The sequence below is a fragment of the Acinetobacter junii genome, from assembly GCF_018336855.1.
Taxonomy (GTDB): domain Bacteria; phylum Pseudomonadota; class Gammaproteobacteria; order Pseudomonadales; family Moraxellaceae; genus Acinetobacter; species Acinetobacter junii.
The window spans coordinates 867,067-890,465 of record NZ_CP059558.1; the positions used below are offsets into that span (position 1 = coordinate 867,067).

A 23,399-nucleotide genomic window follows, 5' to 3' on the forward strand; every position below is an offset into this window, starting at 1 on the left:
GATCAGTTATGTTCATCGCTTTAAGTACACTCATTTTCATTCATTTTTGTGCATTGATTACACCTGGTCCAGATTTTTTCCTTGTGTCGCAAACAGCAGTAAGTCGTTCACGTAAAGATGCTGTATTAGTTGCAGTTGGAATATGCATGGGCGCGATGCTGTGGTCTTTGTTGGCATTAATGGGACTGAATATCATTTTTGAGAAAATGGCTTGGCTTAAACAAGGACTTTTGATTGCTGGTGGTTTATATCTGTGTTGGCTCGGTTATCAGATGCTGCGTTCAGCATTTTCTAAACAAAAGCAGGAAATCAAACAAATTACCTTACCTCAATCAGCATGGTTGTTTTTTATAAAAGGTTTGCTCACTAATTTATCCAATCCTAAAGCAGTCATTTATTTTGGTAGTGTGTTCTCGCTCTTTCTTGCTAATCCACTTTTTGATCAACATCATTTCTTATTGTTTATCATAATAGCTGTTGAAACATTGGTATGGTTTTTACTTGTGGCTTTTGTATTTTCGCTACCTACATTCAGAAATGCTTACCAGAACTTTGCTAAATGGATTGATGGTATTTCTGGAGGGCTCTTTACTTTGCTCGGTGTTTATTTGATTGGTAGCCGATAACAGAGAAATCAAAGCCTGCTTGAAGCAGGCTTTTTTATTATGCAAATTTCGCTAGGACTTCTAAGAATCCATCTTTTTGACGAGGAAATTGTGCAATTACATCATGAATGCGTTGCCCTTCAGGGTTGGTTGCATTTAAGTCACGACCATCTGCTAAGAATTTAGTAATTAATCGTTCGTAATCATTTGGGCGCATATGTTTAAACGCATGATATAGAACGTGAAAGTCAGCATTTACGCCTGCTGGAGGAAGTTGGTTGAGGTAGGCAAAAACACGCTCATCTGACCATTCTTCATTGAAAGTTGCTGGCTGTGATAATGCCATGACAATCTCCTGAATTTAAAAATAATAAAGGCAAAATACGATGCAGGATCAGAAAAGCGTTAATTCTCTCAATTTATTCGAAAAAAGTATTTCAAAACAATTGTGAAAATAAAACTCAAACTTTTCAAATTCTGTTGTGTATTTTGCCTTTATTTACAAAAAATCGCTAATTGAAAAACTTCTATCGATCTTCAGGTAAATTGATATTCATTTCCAACATTTCGATGTTAGCTTCTGAACGAACTTGCATTTGGATATGTTGTTCGTCTACACCACGAACATAACGACTTACCACTTGCATGATCTCTTTTTTCATTTGATCAATTTTGTCTTGGCTTAAACGACGACCAAGACCTTGTTCAGACGCAACAATAACTTTTAAGCGATCTTTGGCAGTTTGTGCACTTGATGGTTTTTCATCACTGCTAAAAAGTTTACTCCAGAATCCTGCCATAATTACGCTCCAAATAGTCTAGCTAACCAACCTTTTGGCTGTACTGTGATGTGTCGATATGGACGATCCTCACCAAGGAAACGAGCAACTAAATCATCATACGCTTGTCCTGCTTTTGCTTCAGAGTACAAAATAACAGGTTTACCTTCGTTTGATGCTTGAAGTACGCTTGGACATTCAGGTACAACACCTAGTGTTGGTACACGTAAAATGTCTTTTGAAATATCGTCAATCGTGAGCATTTCTTGTTTATCCGCTCGTTCAGGATTGAAGCGAGTAATACAAAGATGCTTACGAATACGTCCTTCGTTTTGCTCAACTTTTTTAGTTTTGCTGTCTAACATTCCGATGATACGGTCAGAGTCACGAACAGATGAAATTTCAGGGTTTGTTACGATGATTGCTTCATCAGCATGATACATCGCAAGGATAGCGCCACGCTCAATACCTGCTGGAGAATCACAAATGATGTAGTCAAACTCTTGAGAAAGTTCATCAATAACTCGTGCAACACCTTCATCACTCAAGGCATCTTTATCACGTGTTTGTGATGCAGGAAGAATATATAAGTTTTCAATATCTTTATCACGGATCAGTGCTTGCTGTAAGCGAGCTTCATTATTGATGACATTGACAAAGTCATAGACTACACGACGTTCACAACCCATAATCAAGTCAAGATTACGCAAACCCACATCGAAATCAATCACAACAGTTTTATGACCACGTAGGGCTAAACCTGTTGCAAAAGATGCACTTGTTGTAGTTTTACCTACACCACCTTTGCCTGACGTTACGACAACAATTTTGGCCACCGAATCCACTCCTATTTATGGTCATACGCCCCTAAAAGGGCTTTTTTGGTGTTTAATGTGATAACTTAAAACTGCAAGGCTTCAAATTCAAGCTCTTGCTTGTTATTTAAATAAATATGTACAGGCTTTTTGATCATATCTTTAGGAATATCATCTGCTACACAATAAGTGCCCGCAATAGAAATTAATTCTGCTTCAAGCGAATTGCAAAAAATTCGTGCGGACATATGTCCACCCACACCAGCAATGACTCTACCACGAGCATTCCCGTAGATGTGAATATTTCCAGATGCAATTACTTCAGAACCACTATTCATGCCAGCATTCAAGATAATATCACCCTGATCTTGCACTAAACATTGTCCAGTTCGCAAAATTTCATCATGATATGAGGTGATATGCGGACTTGATGTAGCTTTTTGTGGTATTTCTTTTGCAGCCTGATCTGCTTGTTTCTCGACAACATGTTCAATGACTTGTTCTTTAGACGCTTTGATCCGCTGTAAAGGTTGATCTGCGGGCAATACAGGGAATTGGATTGCACGTGCTTCATCGCCTAAGATTCCATCGATTACAGCCATAGGTTGTAAACCAATATCAATCAGTAGCTGTATAAGAGCAATCAATTCTTGTTCAACGGTACTGTCTAGAATGACTAAAGTTCCTAAATAGGAACCTTCGTTTAGTGTGCTAGTAAGTTGCTGTCGGATTGCATCGTGGTCATTTGTGTCGAACGTGAGTCGACTAAAATTCACCATTCTGCCCGTAATCCGTATGTCAGCCATAATTTATCCTTCAGGGCTTTTTAAGCACTCTATTGTGTTTAAGCATGTTGTAAATAAAAGCAAATGCTAGAACAAATTACACGAATTCTCTAGCTTGATTAGTAAATTTTCTTGTAATCACACTGCTTTTTTATCCAATTGATCATATTCATTTAATGTTTGTTGCCATTGTTTAACTTTGACTTGTTTTCGAATCGCTTCGAGGCTTTCATAGACTACTGATTCTACTAGTTCTTCTAAGTATTGGTTATCAATATTTAATTGACTGACTTTTTCTGCGATCAGTAAATAGTTTTCATTTGGACGTTCAAATGAGCCAACTGTGAACGGTTCAATCAAACCCGCGGTAATGTTTTCACCCAAACGTTGTCCGATACTTTGAATTTGTTGTTCTATACGACTGCCAACAATAGGAATCAGACGTAATAGTTGAGTCAGTTCAGGTGTATCTTCGATTGCTTGGTTAACAATATGACCTACTTTTTGAGTAATGATTGGTTGTTGCTGTTGTAAAGCTTTTGCGAGCGATTCTTGCAACATTGACGATAGTGTCACAGTAAATAATTGACGATGATGATCGACTAGATCATGAATAATTTTTTTATGACTTGAGCTAGTGTCCAGTTCGTGTTTAATGCCATCGATTACTGTGATCACAACCCGATCAGAAAGTTCTTCCATGACAACACGATAATAAAAAATTGCTTTTAAGCGGATGCTATCGGGTACAACTTTATATCCAAGCTCATGTAAACGATACGCGATAATCCCCGCACGGAATAAACGCAGAAAGCGAAAGTGGGGGATAATTGCAACAATTTCATACCAGTGAATAAATGGAAAGAACCACCAACGTGCGTGATGCTTTTGTATGATTGATAGTAGCCAACGAATCGCAAGCTCCACGATCAGGAAGATAATAAACCAAGCTTCAGTCGTGATAACCCATGGATGTAGATAGCTACGATAAAACTCTAAAACGCTATAGAGGTGAATGGTGTTAAAAAACCATTCACCAATATTACTCATCAGGAAAAAGTTCATTCCAAGACAGAACAAATTGAAAACAATAATAAAAACCATGAAAATGTCATAAATAAGAAACAGCTTGAAGAACTTACTGTTCGGATTAACATAGTTATATTTAGAGTTTTTATCGGTGTCCTGCTGGGTCATCTTTCTGCTCAATCCTTGAAGAGATTATGAATTATATCTCGATTTGAGTTGACTAATAAGTTGATCTTTTTCAGTCCAGATTTGATCTACCCATTTCTGAAAGCGTTCACGATAAACTGCATCATCTTCGTAATTTCCACCCAAAACCCAATCAGGAATTTCAATTTTGCGTAAATCAACAGCAATGCTTGAAACGTCACCTAACCAAAAGTCGCCATAACCTGGCGCACCTTCAGGATAGACAATCGTCATATCCACTAATGCATCAATCTTGTCACCAAGTATGTTTAATGCTAGGGCTAAGCCACCAGCTTTGGGTTTAAGTAGATTCTTATAAGGTGATTGTTGTTGTGCATGTTTTTCAGGCGTAAATCGAGTACCTTCTAAATAATTGAGAAGGGTGAATGGCTGACTTAATAGTTGTTCACATGCCTTACGTGCTTCTAGCAAATCACGATGTTTGAGTTCAGGATTTTTAGCGATTTGTTCTTTGGTATGGCGTTTCATCATTGGGAAACCCAAGATTTTAAAAGCCTGACCTACAAAAGGAATAAAGATCAGCTCCCACTTCGTAAAAAAGCGAGTAAGGGGCATTCGAATCAAACCAAAATATTGATTTACCGTAGTATCTACCCAGCTTTGATGATTACAAATCATCATGTAGCGACCTTGTAGATTGAGATCTAATTTTTCATCAATGGTAATGTCCCATTTTAGATTTGGTAAAACTTTCTCAATCAGTTGGTTGTTTACCCCAATCCAGCTATTGGCTAGTTGAATATTGGTTTCATCTACTTTGGCAGATTTTTTGAATAATTTAGTGAGACCTAAAGCCAGAACAGGAGGTCCATGTAGAAATGTACTTCCTGTGATCACAGAACTAACAGTAAGACCTTTACTGACCTTTCGCAATAATGATGTTTTCTTATTCGCGGTAGACATAAATCGAACCTTGAGGCAGATGTTTTGAAAAGATGGATTAACTATAAACAACAGTGGTTTAAATACAACTGTATATTTATTGATATTGACATTTTTTTATATATTTAAACCATTTGAATTAATTTTTCTGTGCAGAAAACGTGAATCTGTCGCATATGCACAAATTTTAGTTTGTTTGCGAAGCCCATTCTAACTTATAAATTTCCTTGATTTCTTCACAATTGGATAAACATGAAGAAACTATGATTAAGTGGAAATGTAAAATGCATCAAAATATTACAAAAATACAAATAAACTGTTTATTATTAACAAAATATCAATGGTCTAGCTGAATTTTCTCATTCATTATCTGTTCAGACAACAAAATACATAGACAGGAGCTACGCGATGCGTGCATTAGTTATTTCAACACTCGTAGGGGCTGGATTGGTACTTTCTGGTTGCCAAACAATGAGCGGACAAGGTAATGATATCGGCGGTGTTTCATACGACAAAGCTGCTTTAGGTACATTAATTGGTGCAGCTGCAGGTTATGGTATCTCAAAAGGTAATGCTAACTCTTCTTCACAAAACAACCGCGCAGCTGCGATTGGTGCAATCCTTGGTGGTGCGAGTGGTTTATATCTCGATAATAAAGAGAAAAAATTACGTGCTCAAATGGCAGGTACTGGTGTAGAAGTTGGCCGTAACCCAGATGGTTCTGTTCAGTTGATCATGCCTGGTAGCATCACGTTTGATACAAATAAATCAAACATCAAACCAAACTTCTACGGCACTTTAAACAAAGTGGCGCAAACTTTAGCTGAAGATAACAAGAGCGCAATCTTAGTTACTGGCTACACAGACAATACTGGTAATGATTCAATCAATATCCCATTGTCTCAAGCACGTGCTCAATCAGTTAAAAACTATTTAGCAAGCCAAGGTGTTTCAAGCAGCCGTATTGATGCACAAGGTTTAGGTTCTTCTAATCCTATCGCTTCAAACGCAACTGCGGCAGGTAAAGAACAAAACCGCCGTGTTGAAATCAGCATTTATGCTAAACAGTAATTAATACTGCTGTGAAAAGACCACCTTCGGGTGGTTTTTTTATTGCTAAGTTTTAGTACGACAAATAGTGACGCCATCTTGGAGCAAGACATCATAATTTATACATATCCTCAGATTTATTATTGGGATTCTAAAAAATAGATGTCTATAATCATGCTCGAAAATGTGAGAGGTATTACAACGATGTCATCTGCCAGTCAACTCAATGACAAGCAACTTGAAGCCATGAAATATGTTCAGGGGCCATTGTTGGTGCTTGCAGGTGCAGGCTCGGGTAAGACTTCTGTAATCACTCGAAAGATCGCTTTTCTGGTTCAACAATGTGGTATTCCTGCGCATCGTATTACTGCGATGACTTTTACCAATAAAGCTGCACGTGAAATGAAAGAGCGTGTCGGTAAGTTGCTTTCACGTGAAGAAGCCAAAGGCCTTTCAGTCTCTACATTCCACACATTTGGTTTGAATTTGCTTCGAATAGAGTTAAAACATTTACCTTTAAAAGCGAATTTTTCGATTTTGGATGCAGATGATTGCAAAAGAATCCTGATGGACCTAATGCAGCGTGACAACCTGTCTGGAGCAGAAAGTAAAGAACTGATCGCGAAAGCCATGAAGAAAATCTCGGATTGGAAAAATGATCTGGTCATACCCGAGCAAGCTCATTCAACATGTGAAACACCTGAAGATGTTCAGCTTGCTCATTTGTATCAACTTTACGAACGTAATTTGAGAGCTTATAACGCTGTAGACTTTGATGACTTGATCGTAATGCCGACAAGATTGCTTCAGGAAAATGCTGAGGTTCGTGATAAATGGCAAAATCGTGTTCGTTATTTACTCGTCGATGAATATCAAGATACCAATACAGCACAATATACCTTAGTGAAATTGCTTGTTGGGGTGATGGGGCAGTTTACTGCGGTAGGTGACGACGATCAGTCGATTTACGCTTGGCGTGGTGCAAAGCCTGAAAACATGGCTTTATTAAAAGATGATTTCCATAATCTTAAAGTAATCAAGCTTGAGCAAAACTATCGTTCTACTAGTCGAATTTTAAAAGCGGCGAATGCTGTCATTGAAAATAACCCTCATATCTTTGATAAAAAGTTATGGAGTGATAAAGGGCACGGTGAAACCATCCGTGTCATCACGTGTTTAAATGATGATGATGAAGCTGAACGCGTAGTTAAAGATTTAATCACGCATAAATTGATGAATGGAAAAAATTGGAAAGATTACGCGATTCTGTATCGTGGTAATTTCCAAGCACGTGTTCTTGAAACGCAACTGCGTCAGATGCAAATTCCATATAAATTGTCAGGTGGTCAATCATTCTTCGCCCGTGCTGAGATTAAAGATGTAATGAGTTACTTACGTCTCATTATCAATCCCGAAGATGACAGTGCCTTTTTACGTATTATTAATACTCCGAAGCGTGCAATTGGCCCTGTCACATTAGAAAAGTTAGGCCTATTTGCTCAAGAAAATACCCTATCTTTATTGACAGCATCTTCTGATCAACGTCTTGCGATGGTTTTACCTAAAAAAGCGGCGACTCAATTACATGAGTTTGCAGACTTTATTGCGACTTTTACACGTGAACTATTAGATGATGACGAACCAGTACCTAAAGTGCGTCAAATGATCAACGAAGCAGGCTACATTGATTATGTTCGTGAGCAAGCTGCAACGCCAGCTCAAGAAAAAACGAAGATCGATAATATTGAAAGTCTGTACACAAGTATTCAAAACTTAATTAATCGCACAGATGATGTCGATGAAAAAAATATTGAAAGTGTCATTCGTAAATTGGTTCTTCTAGACATGTTGGAGCAGCAACAAGAAGAAGAAGATACAGATAAAGTCAATTTGTTGACATTGCATGCTGCGAAAGGTTTGGAATTTCCATACGTTTACATGATTGGTTTAGAAGAAGAGTTATTGCCGCACAAGAACTCGATTGCGTCTGAAACCATTGAAGAAGAACGCCGTCTGATGTACGTAGGGATTACTCGTGCGCGTCAAGGCCTAACTTTAACGCTTGCAGAGCAACGTAAGAATGGCGGTCAAATGCGACAAATGACTCCGAGTCGTTTTTTAGATGAATTACCACAAGATGATTTAGAGTGGCATGGTCGTAAAAAGAAACTAGCACCAAATGTTGACCCTAAAGAACAGGCTCAACAGTATCTTGCCAACTTAAAAGCATTATTGAAACGTTAAAGATTATTTGTAGGAAGTTGTAATGAAAGTTCAAGTTAAAGTATTAGATGCACGTTTAGGTCAAGAATGGGCATTGCCATCGTACGCAACAACAGGTTCAGCTGGCTTGGATTTGCGTGCTTGTTTAGATGAAGCAGTTGAAATTGCTGCGGGTGAAACGGTTTTAGTTAAAACAGGCTTGGCAATTTACATCGAAGACCCAAACTTTGCGGGATTAATTTTGCCGCGTTCGGGTCTTGGGCATAAGCATGGTATTGTATTGGGTAATTTAGTTGGTTTGATTGATTCAGACTACCAAGGCGAACTGATGGTTTCAGTTTGGAACCGTGGAAAAAATACATTCCGCCTAGAGCCAGGCGAGCGTTTGGCGCAATATGTACTCGTTCCTGTCGTTCAAGCAGAGTTCGAACAAGTGAATGAATTTGTTGCTACAGAGCGCGGAGCAGGTGGTTTTGGACATACTGGTCAACAGTAATTCCCAAGCCTTATTATTTTAAATGCAATGTTTAACTGAAAAACATTGCATTTTTCATATTGATTGTTATTTGAATTTATATTAAAAAGCAGCTGATTAATTATTTTAATTTTTCTGAACAAGGGTTAATTAATTTCTTAATAGTTTAAGTTTTTTTTAATAATCGAATGATTATAAGAATAGGGGCTTGCTGTGAATATAAAACATACGTTTCCTCTGAATATTTTTCGCGCCTATGACATCCGTGGAAAGCTTTCTAACCTTACGCCCACGATAATTCGTTCAATTGCGCATGCATTAGCATTTCAATATAAAAAATATGGCCAACATCAAATTGTTATTGGATATGATGCAAGATTAACTAGTCCAACGTATGCTGATATTCTACAGCATATATTGGAAAAACAAGGTTTTGAAGTTATTAATATCGGGTGCTGCTCATCACCAATGATGTATTACATTGCTCGTGATTTTGGTGGTAACGGTATTATGGTGACGGCAAGTCACAATCCTAAGTCTGATAATGGAATTAAATGGATTTTAAAAGGTGAGCCACCTAGTCCAGAAGTGATTCAAGAAGTTGGGCTGTTTGCTCAAAATATACCTATTAAAGTAGATTATCAAATTCGAGATGAGACAATTACTCATCAAGTAATTCCTCATTATTGTTTACAATATCAACAATCTTTGCTCGATGATATTCAACTTGCCAGACCATTGAAGGTTGTTTTGGATGGCTTACATGGCTCAGCTGGGCGATGTGCTAAAGTTGTACTGGAAAAGCTTGGTTGCGACGTGATTGCATTACGTTGTGACGCAAATGGTCATTTTCCTGATCATGCACCTGACCCATCGCATGCTGAACACTTGAGACGTCTACAACAATTGATTATTGAACATCAAGCAGATATTGGAATTGCGTTAGACGGTGATGGCGATCGAGTCGTTTTGCTAGATGAAAATGCCACGATTATTAGTCCTGATCGTTTGCTTTCTTTATTTGCACAAATGTGCTTAGAAAATCATCCCCAAAAAGAAATTGTATTTGATGTCAAATGCTCACAAATGGTTGCTAATACAGTGCAACAATTAGGTGGGCAAGCCAAAATGATTCGCACGGGAAGTAGTTTTTTACGAACTTATTTAACGCAATCAAATGGTGCTGCTGTATTTGGTGGTGAATATGCTGGGCATTATGTTTTCAATGATGGTCGTGGTTTTGGTTATGATGATGGTCTATATGCTGCACTACGTGTTATGGAATATCTCACCCATTCAAGTTCAGCAAATTTATCTGCATTGCTAAAACAATATCCTGAGCGTTGCTGTACCGAAGATACTTATATTAGTACCCATGATATTAATCCATTAAGTGTTTTAAATGAAATTGAAACTCTAAGTCAGGATTTAGGTGCACAGTTAAGTAAAATTGATGGTGTAAGACTTGATTTTAATGATGGTTTTGGCATTATTCGAGCATCCAATACAGGCGAGTATTTTACTGTCCGTTTTGATGCAGATCATCCAGATCGGTTAGTTGAAATTCGCGATAAATTTGTTTCTATGTTGCAAACTCGATATCCACAAATTGCACAAGAACTAGCACAGGCTTAAAAGGAGAGGCATATGCCACATGAGCATATCGGCATTGATAAAGCTAAAATTTTAATTGAAGCTTTGCCGTATATCCAACGTTTTGCAGGTAAAACGTTGGTTGTTAAATATGGTGGCAATGCAATGACAGATCCTGAGTTGGAAAGCTCATTTGCTCGTGACATCGTGTTATTAAAAACAGTCGGACTTAATCCAATTGTTGTACATGGAGGTGGTCCACAAGTTGACTCTTTGCTTAAACGTCTTGGGCAAGAATCAGATCGTATTGATGGCATGCGTGTAACTGACCAAGCAACGATGGAAGTTGTTGAAATGGTTTTAGGCGGTAGTGTAAATAAATCAATCGTGAATTTGATCAATCAACATGGCGGACGTGCAATTGGTTTAACTGGTAAAGATGGTAATTTACTTCGTGCGCGTAAACTGCTCATGGAAAAACAAGAAGCTGATGGTTCGGTTTCACAAATTGATTTAGGTATGGTGGGTGAAGTCACTGGCGTTAAAACAGACGTTCTAGAGATGTTTACGCAAGGTGATTTTATTCCTGTGATTGCACCATTAGGTGTCGATGAAGAAGGTAATACTTATAACATTAATGCCGATTTGGTCGCAGGTAAGGTTGCTGAAGCTTTAGGTGCGGAGAAGCTAATTTTATTAACAAACATCACTGGTGTTTTAGACGAAAATAAAAACTTATTGACAGGTTTGACCACTCAAGAAGTTGATCGTCTCATTGAAACAGGTGTGATCTATGGCGGTATGATTCCAAAAGTAGGTTGTGCACTAGATGCAGTAAAAGGTGGTGTGGTTAGTGCGCATATTGTTGATGGTCGTGTACCGCATGCAACTTTGTTAGAAATTTTTACTGATCATGGTGTAGGTACCTTAATTACCAATCGTGCGAAGCATTAAGTTTTAAATCTTTCTTATCCTCCCTTTTATTCGTATAGAAGGGAGGATTTTATTTATAGTTCTTCAATTCAAATTTTGTTCTGCATCTCAAAGACTCTTTTAAAAAAGTCAGCGTAAATGACCGTCATCATCTCTTCATTTTTCATTCACTAAAATGTCATTAATAGGATTTAAGGTGATTCTAGTCATAAGGAGCTTTCATTATGCTAGAAAAATTAAATCAGTATCGTCAAAATTTGACCTTACCTTTGCGTCAAAAACCAGCTCAAAATCAGTATCGCTTTGAATGGGTTGACACTTTAAAAGAATTACAAGACGTACAGCGTTTTAGAGCAAAACAATTTTCACATCAATTTGGCTTAACTTTTGAAGATGATCTTGATCAGGATCTTTATGATTTTGGTTGTGAACATGCGGTATTGAGAGATAAATGGTCGGGTGAAATTGTTGCCTATACACGACTAAAATTATTTCAAGGACATGAGATTGGACAGAGTTATAGTGCTCAAGAGTTCGAGATCGTTCCCCATTTATCACACTTACCGAGTATTGTTGAAATCGGTCGTACTTGCGTGCATCCACAATTCCGCTCTGGTAAAGCTTTGTCGATGCTTTGGCTAAACATGGCACCAAAAATTCTTTGGTCAATGCGTGCAAAATATTTGATGGGTTGCGTAAGTATTCATCTCGAAGATAACTTGGCCCGTACTTATTACACGCACCGTCAGATTCAACAGCTTGCGGATCATCAAACTATCGACATTCGCTCAAAGCGAGCGTTTGAACCTGAGCGTCCTGATTATAGTTTTCCGCAAGATGAACGCATGCCGAAATTATTTCAGACTTATTTAGGGATGCAATCAAAGTTGTCAAAAGAAGCATTTTTTGATGAGGAATTTAAGTGCTTAGATTACTTTGTTTTTCTTGAAGTAAATAAGATCGCAACCTCATTTGTCATGAATAAAATGGTTCAGCGCTAACTAGATTTAGCATTCATCTTCGAATAGTGAGCACATATTGAGATTTACAATACATCCGTACCTCATGCACAATAGGCATAGATGTTAAATAGTTCAAAGATATGTGCCAGCTATTAGGAATGAATTGCGCTACACCCACTGATATCACTTTCTCTTTTCGTGGTTTTTCCCAACGAGCAGGTGTGACATCAGACCATTGTGATGGTTTTGGTATTGCTTTTTTTGAAGATAAAGCTTGTCGTTTATTCGTCGATAATCAGTCGGCAGTTGAGTCACCCATCGCAGATCTTGTTCGTAATTATCCAATCAAATCTCGAAATGTGATTGCGCACATTCGCAAAGCCACCCAAGGTAAAATTACGTTAGAGAACTCTCATCCTTTTTTAAGAGAGCTGTGGGGCAGACATTGGATTTTTGCCCACAATGGTGATTTGCATGATTTTTCCCCTAGATTAAGTGGACGCTTTGAACCTGTTGGAAATACGGATAGTGAAAGAGCTTTTTGTTATTTGCTCGATCAAATGGTAGAGACATTTGGATATGTTGAACCTTCACTTGATGATTTGTTTGCATTATTAGAACGCTTATCTCCTCAGATCGCTGAACACGGTACATTTAACTTTTGTTTGTCTAATGGACAGGCGTTATATACTTATGCCACGACAAAGTTACATTGGTTAGTTCGAGAATATCCTTTCCAACATGCTCATCTGATTGATTTGGATGTAGAAGTTGATTTTAGTCAAGTCACTACACCAGAAGATCGTGTTGCGGTAATTACTACTGAACCATTAACACATAATGAAACATGGACGGCGTATCAAGCAGGGGAAATGGTTTTATTTAAAGAAGGTAAGCCAATTAAACATGCTTTGACTCGCGTAGATCGTCTAATCCGTGAAGCGAATGATCCGAGCTTAAAAAGAATAACCAAGGCAGATCAATATTAGAATAATATGCTTATAATAAATAGTTATATTTAGTTTATTTATATAATATTTAAGGCTTTTAAAGTTGACGATTTTAATCAGATTTTTAGCTAATTTATATGCTTTGGTTAAAAAATACTTGAGTGTTTTAATAGGTGAAAATATTAAATTAAATGTAAAACAATAAGTTAAATTATTTGTATGAAAAAAAACAAAATCTGACAAAAATGCTGTGTTTTTATTTATTTTTTTTACCGATATTATGTCCTTATTCAATAAATATGCTTGAGTTTGGGGTTCGATATGGGTTTGAAATGGTCTGTCGAATATAATACAGGAATAGATGTTATTGATGATCAGCATCGCCGTATTCTAGATTATATTAATGAAATAGCTGATTTAAAACACTCTCATGATCGAGTGAAAATGAAAGAAGTTTTGGACAATATTATTGACTATACGCAATCTCATTTTACTTTTGAAGAAAGTTTACAAGAAGAAGCAAACTACAAATATCGTGTTCCACATAAACGAGTTCATGATTTATTTATCAAAAAAATAGAAACTTATCGTGAACGTTTTGAATTAGGGCATGAAATTGATAAAGAATTACATGAGGCTTTGTCAAAATGGTTAATTAATCATATTCGTCATGATGATGCGGATTATGTGGGTGCTGTCAAAGAAAATATGATGGGAATTATTAAGGAAAATGAAAAGAAAAAGGGAAAAAACTGGTTTTCTAGATTTTTCTCATAATAATAAAAAACGACTCTCTAGATGATAAAAACAATAAGGCAAATATGAGTGAAAATAGAGAGTCTTATAAAAACAATAACAACTCGTGCGCGGCAAATCATCTGAGATGGTGATTTGCCTTTTTATTTCGACATCTTTTGTTTTGATTTTCAGACAGGAGAAAGGCAAAATAGATTGAATATTTCATTGCAAACTCCATAAAACGCAATGAGTTCAAAGATTTTTCAAGGAATGCATTATGCAGGACACAACTCTGTCACGCTGGTTTGCACCAGTGATGGCGTTTTGCTTATCTTTTGTCATGATCACAACACTAGCACCAATTCTAGGTATTCAAATTGAGCGCCAATTTGATTTTTGGTTGCTTTGGTTGGGAACGATGATTTTATTGGCACTACCGATTGGTTATCTTGAAATTGCTTTAGCAAAACGTTCTAAAGTTACCGCTTTGCAGGCTTTATCAAATCTAACACGTGAGGCTGATGCATCTCCAAAATGGCGTGTAGTTGGTTGGTTGGCTGTAGTATTAGTGCCATTTTTTGCTGGTAGTATTTTATTTTCAGCATCTGATATTTTAGTTCAACAACAATTTGGCGTATCTAATCAGATCATTTTCGCTGTGCTTGCCTTGATTGCACTCGGATTATCTTTTATTCCACGTCAATTCCTAATTGCTTTAACGACTTTGGGTGTAATTGGATCTCTAGTGTTAGCAAATGTATTTGGCACTCAATTACAAGCGTGGCATTGGACTGGTATTGAATTTAAAGAGTGGGGCAATGCAACTGTTCTTGCGCTTGTGGCGAATGGATTAGGATTAGGATTGTATTGGCAAAACAGCCTTGCAACAGTTCGTCAACAAGAAGCCGCAACTTCAGTTGTATTACCGATCTGGTTAGCTCAATTACTTGCAGTTGTAGCGTTTGGATTCTTCTCTCTTCAAGTTGAGATCCCTGCTTTTGCATGGTTATTTGCTGCATTGGTATCTGCTGCTTTATTAATGCAACTTGCAAAAGAACAACTGGCTCAACGTCAACTAGCTCCAGCAATTCAATGGGTGATCATCGTTGCTGCAATTGCAGTTTGGGCTGCACCTCAGCTAAGTTCGATTTTCAATCTTCTATTGATTGTTTGGGGATTAATTGTTTGTTTGGTTTATGCAATTTTTGCTGGTTGGATTATGAAAATCAGCCATTTGCGTAAATCTATGGGTTTCAGTAATGAGCTATTCTATAATTTATGGCGTATCGCTGTTCGTTTAGTTCTACCACTGTCGATTGTAATTGCTATTGTTGCTGTAATTGGACAATGGATCTAATGAAATCTAATGCATGTGTATGGGTCGCTTATGCGACACCTGAGCAACAATTTCATTTAGAAGTTGATTTCCTAGAAGGAATGACGGCTGAACAAGCGATTATTGCTAGCGGATTAGCCGAGCAGGTGACTTTACCTGAGAAACTTCATTTGGGCGTGTTTGGTATCAAAATACAGCCAGACACTCAGCTTCAGATCGGAGATCGGGTTGAAATCTATCGTTCTTTAACAATTAATCCTAAAGACATCCGTCGCAAACGTGCTGCAAAGAATCCAGTTGGGCGTTTTGCGAAAGGTAATCGATTTAGACCATCAAGTTCATAAATAAAACCCCTCAAGGATCAATCCATGAGGGGTTTATTTTTATAACCTAAAGCCGTTATAGTGGCGGCGCTGTTAAGATCGCTTCTTTAGATGCTGGTAAACCAGGTTGTGACTCTGGAATTGTATCTAAACCTTCAATGCGTTCAACATTACCATTTGCATCAAAGTAAATTTTTAAATGTTGTCCATGTGCTGCAGGTATTTTTGCCTTTTTGGCATATGTACCAGGGATATAGTTGTAAATATAGTCCCAACGTAATGGATTCAGTGGATCAGTAACCGTTGGACTACCCAACAAGAAGCGAACTTGCTGAAAGCTCATGCCTACTTGTACTTGAGATGCTTGTGCTTTGGTTAACGGTGTTCCTTGTGGAATATCAACTTTATAAACACCAAAGACTGAACAACCGCTAAGTACTGAAGTGACGAATAACGCCAGCATGATTTTTTGCATTTTGCTACACTATCCTGATAAATGATGATGCATTTGATTCAAGGATAGATCATACTGCATCTAAACTCTATTGCCTATTCCAACTTAAGATTTGTTGAGAGACCTTTTTTCATGCCTATTTCCAACCAAGACTTACGCAAAGCTGGACTTAAAGTTACCCTTCCTCGTATTAAGATTTTGGAATTATTAGAAAATTCGAAACAACATCATTTAAGTGCAGAAGATATTTATAAAACTTTGCTTGAACAAGGTGAAGATGTTGGTTTAGCGACAGTTTACCGTGTATTAACACAATTCGAAGCTGCAGGAATTATCCAACGTCATCATTTTGAAAATAATCATTCAGTTTTTGAAATCATGCAAGAAGATCATCATGATCACTTAGTATGTTTAAACTGTAACAAAGTTATTGAATTTACTAATGATGTTATTGAAAAAGAACAACATTCTGTAGCTGATCAGCATGGTTTTACTTTGACAGGACACTCATTAAATTTATATGGGTATTGTAGTAATCAAGAATGCAAAGATGCTTATCGTAAGAAATAAGTGTTGTTTCAGTAAAGATAGAAATTTTCACTGAAATAAAACAAATAAAAAAGGAAGGTTACAAAAACCTTCCTTTTTTTAATGATTTAAGAGAGCTTATTGACCATCAAATGTAATGTTGCGACTTGCACTTAACAATTGATCTGCACCTTCTTCAGAAAGTTTAATGGTGAGACGTAAATCGTTTGGTGAGTCTGCATGTTTGAGCGCATCTTTATACGTGATTTCACCAGCTTTATATAAATCATAAAGCGCTTGGTCGAATGTTTGCATGCCCAATTCGCGCGAGCGTTTCATGAGGTCTTTAATCTCATGAATTTCACCTTTACGGATATAATCTGATAGTAACGGTGTATTAATTAGAATTTCGATAGCTGCTCGGCGCGAATTTCCATCAGGTGTTGGAATTAACTGTTGAGCAACCATTGCTCTTAGATTGAGCGATAAATCCATATGTAGTTGAGCATGACGGTCAGCTTCAAAGAAGTGAATAATACGGTCTAATGCTTGGTTAGCGTTATTCGCGTGAAGTGTAGCAAGTACTAAGTGACCTGTTTCTGCGAAAGCAATCGCATAGTCCATTGTTTCACGAGAGCGAATCTCACCAATCAAGATCACATCGGGTGCTTGACGAAGTGTATTTTTCAAAGCTACTTCAAAAGAGTCTGTATCAATACCGACTTCTCGTTGAGTCACAATACAACCCGCGTGTTGGTGTACAAACTCGATCGGGTCTTCAATGGTGATGATATGACCTTTAGAGTTTTGATTACGATATCCGATCATTGACGCGAGCGAGGTTGATTTACCTGTACCTGTTGCACCAACAAAGATAATGATGCCACGTTTGGTCATCGCTAAATCTTTGAGGATTGCAGGTAGTTTTAATTCATCCATCGTTGGAATAACCGTTTCGATACGACGTAATACCATGCCTGGCATATCACGTTGTTGGAACGCGCTCACACGAAAACGCGCTGTTTTCTCACGGTTCATAATTGCGAAGTTACACTCGCGAGTATCTTCGAATTCTTTACGTTGTTTATCACTCATGATTGAGTGTAATAACTGACCAACAATCTCGCCTGAAAGTTTTGCTTTAGCCACAGGAACAATCTGACCGTTGATTTTCATTGAAGGTTCAACATCAGCGGTAACAAATAAATCCGAAGCACTTTGTTCAATCATTAGATTGAGTAAATCATTAAAATCCATATGCTTTCCCCATTAATTTTAGTTTTTATAGGAATGATTCAGGTTGTTTAGCAACAGTACGAGCTGTTTGAGGGCTAATGATGCCTCTCGAAACTAAGTTTTTAAGACTTTGATCGAGTGTGGTCATGCCGTAGTTAGCACCTGTCTGAATCGCAGAGTACATCTGTGCAACTTTGTTTTCACGAACAAGGTTACGAATCGCAGGAATACCGATCATGATCTCATGCGCTGCAACACGACCACCGCCATTCTTTTTCAACAATGTTTGTGAAATTACTGCTTGTAATGATTCGGACAACATCGCGCGAACCATATCTTTTTCTTCGGCAGGGAATACGTCGATCACACGGTCAATGGTTTTTGCTGCTGAGGTGGTATGCAGAGTACCAAATACTAAGTGACCTGTTTCTGCTGCGGTTAGAGCAAGACGAATTGTCTCTAGGTCACGCATCTCACCGACTAGGATAATATCAGGGTCTTCACGAAGGGCTGAACGAAGTGCTTCGTTAAAGCCATGTGTATCACGATGCACTTCACGCTGGTTAATCAAACATTTCTTTGATTGATGTACAAATTCGATTGGGTCTTCAACCGTTAAAATATGGTCATAACGATGCTCATTAATATAATCAATCATTGCAGCCAATGTCGTTGATTTACCTGAACCCGTTGGACCAGTGACCAGAACAATACCACGCGGGTAGTCACAAATATCTTTGAAAATTGTTCCTAAACCCAAGTCTTCCATGGTTAAGACTTTAGATGGAATGGTACGGAATACAGCACCCGCACCACGGTTTTGGTTAAATGCGTTTACACGGAAACGGGCAATGTTTGGTACTTCAAATGAAAAGTCCGTTTCTAGATCTTCTTCGTAATCTCGACGTTGTTTGTCATTCATAATGTCGTACACTAAACGGTGTACATCTTTATGTTCTAATGCTGGTAAATTGATACGGCGAACTTCACCATCCACGCGAATCATTGGTGGCATACCCGCTGAAAGGTGTAAGTCCGAAGCACCGTTTTTTACTGAAAACGCGAGTAATTCTGTAATATCCATAATTTCCCCGAAACAATCAAAAAATGTCTCATTATTTTGTAGAATAATATACGGCTTTCACTCTGTGTTACCAACACATTATAGAATGTGAAAGCAAAAAAACATTTCGTAAATGAGAACTGTGTCAATGAATCAATCAGAACAATCACGCATGCAAGTATTAAGTCAAATTGAGCAGGCGTGTCTGCGTGTACAACGCGATCCTAATACTGTGCAATTGTTGGCTGTATCGAAGACACATCCTAGTTTAAGCTTGCGCGAAATGTATGCGGTTGGTCAACGGAGTTTTGGTGAAAACTATTTACAAGAAGCGTTGGCAAAAATTGAAGAGTTACAAGATTTAGATATTGAATGGCATTTTATTGGTCATGTACAACGTAATAAAACCAAACATTTAGCTGAAAAGTTTGATTGGGTACATGGTGTTGATCGCTTAATTATCGCAAAGCGCCTATCGAGCCAACGTTTAGAAACTCAAAAGCCATTAAATATATGTTTACAAGTCAATATTGACGGACAAGACTCTAAAGATGGTTGTGAACCAAATGAGGTCGCTGAATTAGTACAGCAAATCAGCCGACTACCAAATTTGCGTTTACGTGGTTTGATGGTGATTCCAGCACCTGATAACGTTGCTGCATTTGCTGATGCTAAAAATTTATTTGATCAAGTGAAATCATTACATGCACAGCCTCAAGATTGGGATACTTTGAGTATGGGTATGTCTGCTGATTTGGATGCAGCAATTGCTGCGGGTTCAACCATGGTTAGAGTTGGGACAGCATTGTTTGGGGCAAGGGATTATTCACTTTAACCCACCACTTCAATCCGACTTGAACCTGAACCAATGGGTTGTACCTGAATTTGCACAGGAATACGTTCATGCATTTCCTGAATGTGCGAGATTAAAATGACTTTACGTCCTTGGCTTTGCAGTTGATCTAGTGCATTCATTACCATATGCAGAGAAGATGCATCCAAGGTGCCAAAGCCCTCATCAATAAACAGCGATTCGATTTTCATTGAACCTGATGCCATATTGGCTATCGCCAATGAAATGGCGAGGGCAGTGAGGAATGATTCCCCACCAGACAGTGAAGCAACTGAACGGGTTTCGCCATCCATATCATGGTCAATAATCGCAAGACTGAGTGAATTATCTAAACGTTTTAAGGTATAGCGCTGTGACAGCATCGCCAGTTGTTGATTGGCATATTCAAGTAAAATATCGAGATTGTACTGTTGGGCTAAATCACGGAATTCTTTACCTTTTGAATCACCAATTAAACTAGAAATCTTATTCCAGCGGTGCTCTTGTTGCTGGATCTCTTGAATCTGATCAGCAAATTGCTTTTGTTTGGCTAAATTTTGCTGATGCACTTCCAATTGAAGTTTAAGTTGATCTCGTTGATCTGTTGTCTGTTGCAAAATTTCTTGATTGGCATTTATCAATTCAGTCAGTTGTTCAACCTGAATATTGGGTTCTGATTGAAGATGTACATTCAACTGTTCTTGCATAGTTTTCAGTGCAGAATTTGCTTCACTCAAAGCACGATCCGCTTGTTGTATTGCATTTCGAATCTGCTGTTCCTGAGTTGATGAGATCGCAAGTAATTCGCTCAGTTGATCGTCTGCAAAATTCTGGTGTTGAGCCAACCAATTGGTGACTTCAGCTTTACATAGTTCAAGAGAATTATGATTTTGTTGCTGCTGTACTTTGAGTTGTTCGAGCACATTTTTCTGCTGCTCATAATTCTGACGAGCTTGTTCAAAACTTTGCTTCACTTGCTGATATTTACTCTGCAATTGCTGGCGTTGTTGATCATGCTGTTGCAACCATTCATTGGCTTTGATTTCAGCTGAACCTGTCATGGTGATAATCAGTTGATTAGCAGCATCCGTATTTTGTTTGCCTTTAATCTCGATGTCTTTTAAATGTTGTGCGCACTCTGTTTGTTGTGTAATGAGTCCTGTCAAATTGGTCTTTAATACATTTAACTGCTGATCAATTTGTTCTTTCTGTTTGATGAGCGATTCTGCATGCTCTAGTTGTTGGCTACGTTGTTGCAATGCTTGCAATATGTGTTGTGAGATTGACACGTCATGTTTTGACCAAGCCATTTTATCGTCAGCATTGAGACAATCCACGATATGCTGAATCTGTTGTTGTAAATGCTCTACGGTTTCTAGTTGATGACGTGTATTTTGAATGTTCTGATGAAGCACATGCTGATCTTTATTGGCTTGATTAAATTGTAATAATTCCTTTTCAAGCTGCTGTTGAGTTTGTGACGCTTCTAAAATGAATGTTTGCATCTTAGTTGTGATGTCATACTCAGTGAGACTGAAATCGAGTTGAATATTCGTTTGTGATACATGTTGTTGTAACACATGATCATGTGTTTTTACTTTTTCATTCAATTGCTGCAATTGCTGTTGCAATTGATTTTGTTCGGTATGGCTTTGAGTGAATTGTTGTTGAGCTTTTTGCCAAAGTTGGAAAAGCTGTTGTTCCTGTTGAATCGCTTGCTGTTCTTGTTGTTGTTGCAAGGCATATAGAGCTTTAGAGATTTGGCTCTCGTCATCACGATAAGGATGCTCGGTACTGCCACAGACTAGACAGGCTTCACCGTGCTTGAGTTCAGCTCTTAGATGTTCAATATTTTCAGCATGCAACAGACGTTGTTGTTGCAAAACCTGTTGTAGTTTCTCACGTTCAGTTTTGGCAGCGTGATAATCTTTCTCAGTTTCTCTGCTGCGTTGTTCTAGCTCTTGAGCTTGCTTTTGTACTGTTTCAAATTTGTTTTGCTGCGTAAGGACTTCATTTTTTAATTCAAAATAATGCTGAAGTTTTTGTTGAATTGCATCCAATTGATTGAGGCGAATTTGTTGGGTTTCTTTTAGTTTCGACTGTTGCTCAATACGCAGTTCAATGTGTTGGGTTGTGCCAAATTGAGTAACTAAGCTATTGAATGTGTTTTGATTTTGCGCAAGTTGAGTTTGTGCTTGTTGAATAGAGCCTAGCGTATTTTCTACTTTTTGATATTGCTGAATAAATTGCTTAAGTTGTTGAATATGGGCATGTAAGCCTTTATCCAAAGGAGCGTATTGGGCACTGTGTTTTAACTGTTCTAAGCAAGCCGTATGTTGCGCACTCAAGTTTTGGATGCTTTGTTGAAGCTGTTGTTGTTGCTCGATGAGTGGTTGCTGTTGACTTTCCAATTGAGTCAGTCGAATTTTGGTTTTCTTATATTCTTCAGCAATATAGTCTCGTTCTTGAACAAACTTGCGTACTTGTGCCAGTTCAGTTTGATGCTTTTGCTCGAAATCTTGAAATTGATTGAGTGTTGTTTCTGCTTGAGAATAAAGTGTTTTTTGTTGCTCAAATTGAGTGGTTAAGGCACTAAATTCATTGTGCTTTTGTTGAATTTGTGGCGCGAGTTGTTGCAATGTTTTTTGCAACTGTTGTTGTTGAAAAACAATAGGACGTATCTCGGCAAAGGTTTCTAATTGGCTCAGTAATTGACGATCTTTAGCAATTTTTTCTTGCGCTTTAAGTTGCAGATCATACTGTTGCTTTTTTAATCCAATTTCATTATTGATTTTATCGCGTTGCTCAAACCACTGTTGTTGTTGTTTGAATTGATTTTTTTCATTTTCAAGTTGTTGCACATGTTGCTGTAGCTGTTGGAATTGCTGTTGTAACTCAGCGATTTCTTCATCAGAGCGAATTTCAATGTGTCCTAAAACACTTTCTAATTTTTCACGTTGTAAGCGAACTTCTTTGGTTTTTTCAAAAGCCAACTGTCCAATCTTGGCAAAAATACTGGAGTTGGTCAGATATTCCAATAATTCACCACGTTCATTATCCCGTGCTTTTAAAAAGGCGGTGACTTCGGATTGTGCCAGTAACACGGCACGCGTGAATTGTTCAAAACTGAGCTGCGTAATTTGTTGAATATGAGTTTCGACGGCTTTGGTTTTATCTGCGACAACCACGCCATCGGTGAGGCATTTCAATGAGCGTTGTACACTTTGCAGTTTGCCACTGGCATTTTCACGTGCACGTTTAATTTCCCAACGCGCTAAATAATGTTTTTGATCCTGTGCGACAAAACACAGCTCGGCAAAACCGTGTCCAGTACCACGACGTAATACAGTGAGAGGAGAGTTTGTCAGCAATTCTGATCCATCTACATCGATTAGTTTGCCATCACTGCCTTTTAGTCGTGGGATTTGATTAAATAGGGCAAGGCACATCGCATCTAAAATCGTGGATTTACCTGCACCTGTTTTTCCTATAATCGCAATCAATCCAGCATGTGCTAAAGGTTCACTTTCAAAATCAATAAAATGCTCACCTGCAAGAGATGCCAGATTTTTTAGTCGAATGGATAAAATTTTCATGGCAA

23 protein-coding genes are annotated in these 23,399 nt (G+C 38.0%); 13 read left to right on the forward strand and 10 right to left on the reverse strand.

All coding sequences use genetic code 11. The features are described 5' to 3' along the window. Positions 1–8 precede the first annotated feature (8 nt). Positions 9–626 carry a threonine export protein RhtC gene (gene rhtC, locus H2677_RS04145; RefSeq protein ID WP_004913934.1) on the forward strand — a complete coding sequence of 206 codons (618 nt, stop codon included), beginning with the start codon at positions 9–11 and terminating at the stop codon, positions 624–626. Positions 627–663: 37 nt separating this feature from the next. Here rhtC and H2677_RS04150 read toward each other — a convergent pair whose 3' ends face one another. The 6 genes from H2677_RS04150 to H2677_RS04175 form a co-directional block, all read right to left on the reverse strand. After that, complete coding sequence (locus H2677_RS04150; RefSeq protein WP_004952694.1) at positions 664–951, reverse strand: PA4642 family protein; 288 nt, start codon at positions 949–951, stop codon at positions 664–666. 181 nt (positions 952–1,132) lie between these two features. After that, positions 1,133–1,405 carry a cell division topological specificity factor MinE gene (gene minE, locus H2677_RS04155; protein WP_004663449.1) on the reverse strand — a complete coding sequence of 91 codons (273 nt, stop codon included), beginning with the start codon at positions 1,403–1,405 and terminating at the stop codon, positions 1,133–1,135. Between the two features lie 2 nt (positions 1,406–1,407). Beyond that, complete coding sequence (gene minD, locus H2677_RS04160; protein ID WP_004913932.1) at positions 1,408–2,220, reverse strand: septum site-determining protein MinD; 813 nt, start codon at positions 2,218–2,220, stop codon at positions 1,408–1,410. 65 nt (positions 2,221–2,285) lie between these two features. Beyond that, positions 2,286–3,005, reverse strand: a complete 720-nt coding sequence (minC, locus tag H2677_RS04165) for a septum site-determining protein MinC (protein WP_130575420.1) — start codon at positions 3,003–3,005, stop codon at positions 2,286–2,288. Positions 3,006–3,122: 117 nt separating this feature from the next. Then, complete coding sequence (locus H2677_RS04170; RefSeq protein WP_004952703.1) at positions 3,123–4,181, reverse strand: hypothetical protein; 1,059 nt, start codon at positions 4,179–4,181, stop codon at positions 3,123–3,125. A gap of 24 nt (positions 4,182–4,205) precedes the next feature. Further along, on the reverse strand, positions 4,206–5,123 hold the full coding sequence (locus tag H2677_RS04175) for an acyltransferase (RefSeq protein ID WP_212639199.1): 918 nt from the start codon (positions 5,121–5,123) through the stop codon (positions 4,206–4,208). 387 nt (positions 5,124–5,510) lie between these two features. Between H2677_RS04175 and H2677_RS04180 the strand changes: the two genes are divergently transcribed. The 10 genes from H2677_RS04180 to H2677_RS04225 all read left to right on the forward strand — a co-directional run bounded on the left by H2677_RS04180 (position 5,511) and on the right by H2677_RS04225 (position 15,706). Next, on the forward strand, positions 5,511–6,173 hold the full coding sequence (locus H2677_RS04180) for an OmpA family protein (protein WP_004952706.1): 663 nt from the start codon (positions 5,511–5,513) through the stop codon (positions 6,171–6,173). A 183-nt stretch (positions 6,174–6,356) separates the two neighbouring features. Next, positions 6,357–8,396 (forward strand): DNA helicase Rep, encoded by a 2,040-nt coding sequence (rep, locus tag H2677_RS04185; protein ID WP_004960037.1) that lies wholly within the window; start codon positions 6,357–6,359, stop codon positions 8,394–8,396. A 22-nt stretch (positions 8,397–8,418) separates the two neighbouring features. Further along, on the forward strand, positions 8,419–8,871 hold the full coding sequence (gene dut, locus H2677_RS04190) for a dUTP diphosphatase (RefSeq protein ID WP_212639200.1): 453 nt from the start codon (positions 8,419–8,421) through the stop codon (positions 8,869–8,871). A 192-nt stretch (positions 8,872–9,063) separates the two neighbouring features. Further along, positions 9,064–10,485 carry a phosphomannomutase/phosphoglucomutase gene (locus H2677_RS04195; protein ID WP_194597363.1) on the forward strand — a complete coding sequence of 474 codons (1,422 nt, stop codon included), beginning with the start codon at positions 9,064–9,066 and terminating at the stop codon, positions 10,483–10,485. Between the two features lie 12 nt (positions 10,486–10,497). Then, on the forward strand, positions 10,498–11,397 hold the full coding sequence (gene argB / locus H2677_RS04200) for an acetylglutamate kinase (protein ID WP_004913920.1): 900 nt from the start codon (positions 10,498–10,500) through the stop codon (positions 11,395–11,397). 203 nt (positions 11,398–11,600) lie between these two features. Continuing rightward, positions 11,601–12,377, forward strand: a complete 777-nt coding sequence (locus H2677_RS04205) for a GNAT family N-acetyltransferase (RefSeq protein ID WP_168154103.1) — start codon at positions 11,601–11,603, stop codon at positions 12,375–12,377. Positions 12,378–12,478: 101 nt separating this feature from the next. Beyond that, the gene (locus H2677_RS04210; RefSeq protein WP_005403076.1) at positions 12,479–13,327 is read left to right on the forward strand and encodes a class II glutamine amidotransferase; all 849 of its coding nucleotides are present in this window, start codon (positions 12,479–12,481) and stop codon (positions 13,325–13,327) included. 282 nt (positions 13,328–13,609) lie between these two features. Beyond that, on the forward strand, positions 13,610–14,065 hold the full coding sequence (locus tag H2677_RS04215; RefSeq protein WP_004913914.1) for a bacteriohemerythrin: 456 nt from the start codon (positions 13,610–13,612) through the stop codon (positions 14,063–14,065). 238 nt (positions 14,066–14,303) lie between these two features. Further along, the gene (locus H2677_RS04220; protein ID WP_212639201.1) at positions 14,304–15,383 is read left to right on the forward strand and encodes a hypothetical protein; all 1,080 of its coding nucleotides are present in this window, start codon (positions 14,304–14,306) and stop codon (positions 15,381–15,383) included. After that, entirely contained in the window at positions 15,383–15,706 is a 324-nt protein-coding gene (locus H2677_RS04225) for an RnfH family protein (protein ID WP_126131884.1), read from the forward strand. Before H2677_RS04220 ends, H2677_RS04225 begins: the two co-directional genes overlap by 1 nt. A 55-nt stretch (positions 15,707–15,761) precedes the next feature. Here H2677_RS04225 and H2677_RS04230 read toward each other — a convergent pair whose 3' ends face one another. Further along, positions 15,762–16,160: an outer membrane protein assembly factor BamE gene (locus H2677_RS04230; RefSeq protein WP_004913908.1), complete on the reverse strand. Its 399-nt coding sequence runs from the start codon at positions 16,158–16,160 to the stop codon at positions 15,762–15,764. A 111-nt stretch (positions 16,161–16,271) separates the two neighbouring features. Between H2677_RS04230 and fur the strand changes: the two genes are divergently transcribed. Further along, complete coding sequence (gene fur / locus H2677_RS04235) at positions 16,272–16,709, forward strand: ferric iron uptake transcriptional regulator (protein ID WP_004952725.1); 438 nt, start codon at positions 16,272–16,274, stop codon at positions 16,707–16,709. Positions 16,710–16,805: 96 nt separating this feature from the next. On the opposite strand, the gene H2677_RS04240 is transcribed toward fur, so the two are convergent. Further along, the gene (locus H2677_RS04240; protein ID WP_004913902.1) at positions 16,806–17,924 is read right to left on the reverse strand and encodes a PilT/PilU family type 4a pilus ATPase; all 1,119 of its coding nucleotides are present in this window, start codon (positions 17,922–17,924) and stop codon (positions 16,806–16,808) included. A 25-nt stretch (positions 17,925–17,949) separates the two neighbouring features. Further along, entirely contained in the window at positions 17,950–18,987 is a 1,038-nt protein-coding gene (locus H2677_RS04245; RefSeq protein WP_004960020.1) for a type IV pilus twitching motility protein PilT, read from the reverse strand. A gap of 127 nt (positions 18,988–19,114) precedes the next feature. On the opposite strand from H2677_RS04245, the gene H2677_RS04250 reads away from it, so the two are divergent. Further along, positions 19,115–19,801, forward strand: a complete 687-nt coding sequence (locus H2677_RS04250; RefSeq protein ID WP_212639202.1) for a YggS family pyridoxal phosphate-dependent enzyme — start codon at positions 19,115–19,117, stop codon at positions 19,799–19,801. Here the strand turns inward: H2677_RS04250 and H2677_RS04255 are convergent. Further along, a complete protein-coding gene (locus H2677_RS04255) occupies positions 19,798–23,394 on the reverse strand; it encodes an AAA family ATPase (protein ID WP_212639203.1) in 3,597 nt (1,198 codons plus the stop codon). The genes H2677_RS04250 and H2677_RS04255 overlap by 4 nt on opposite strands. Between the last annotated feature and the right edge of the window lie 5 nt (positions 23,395–23,399).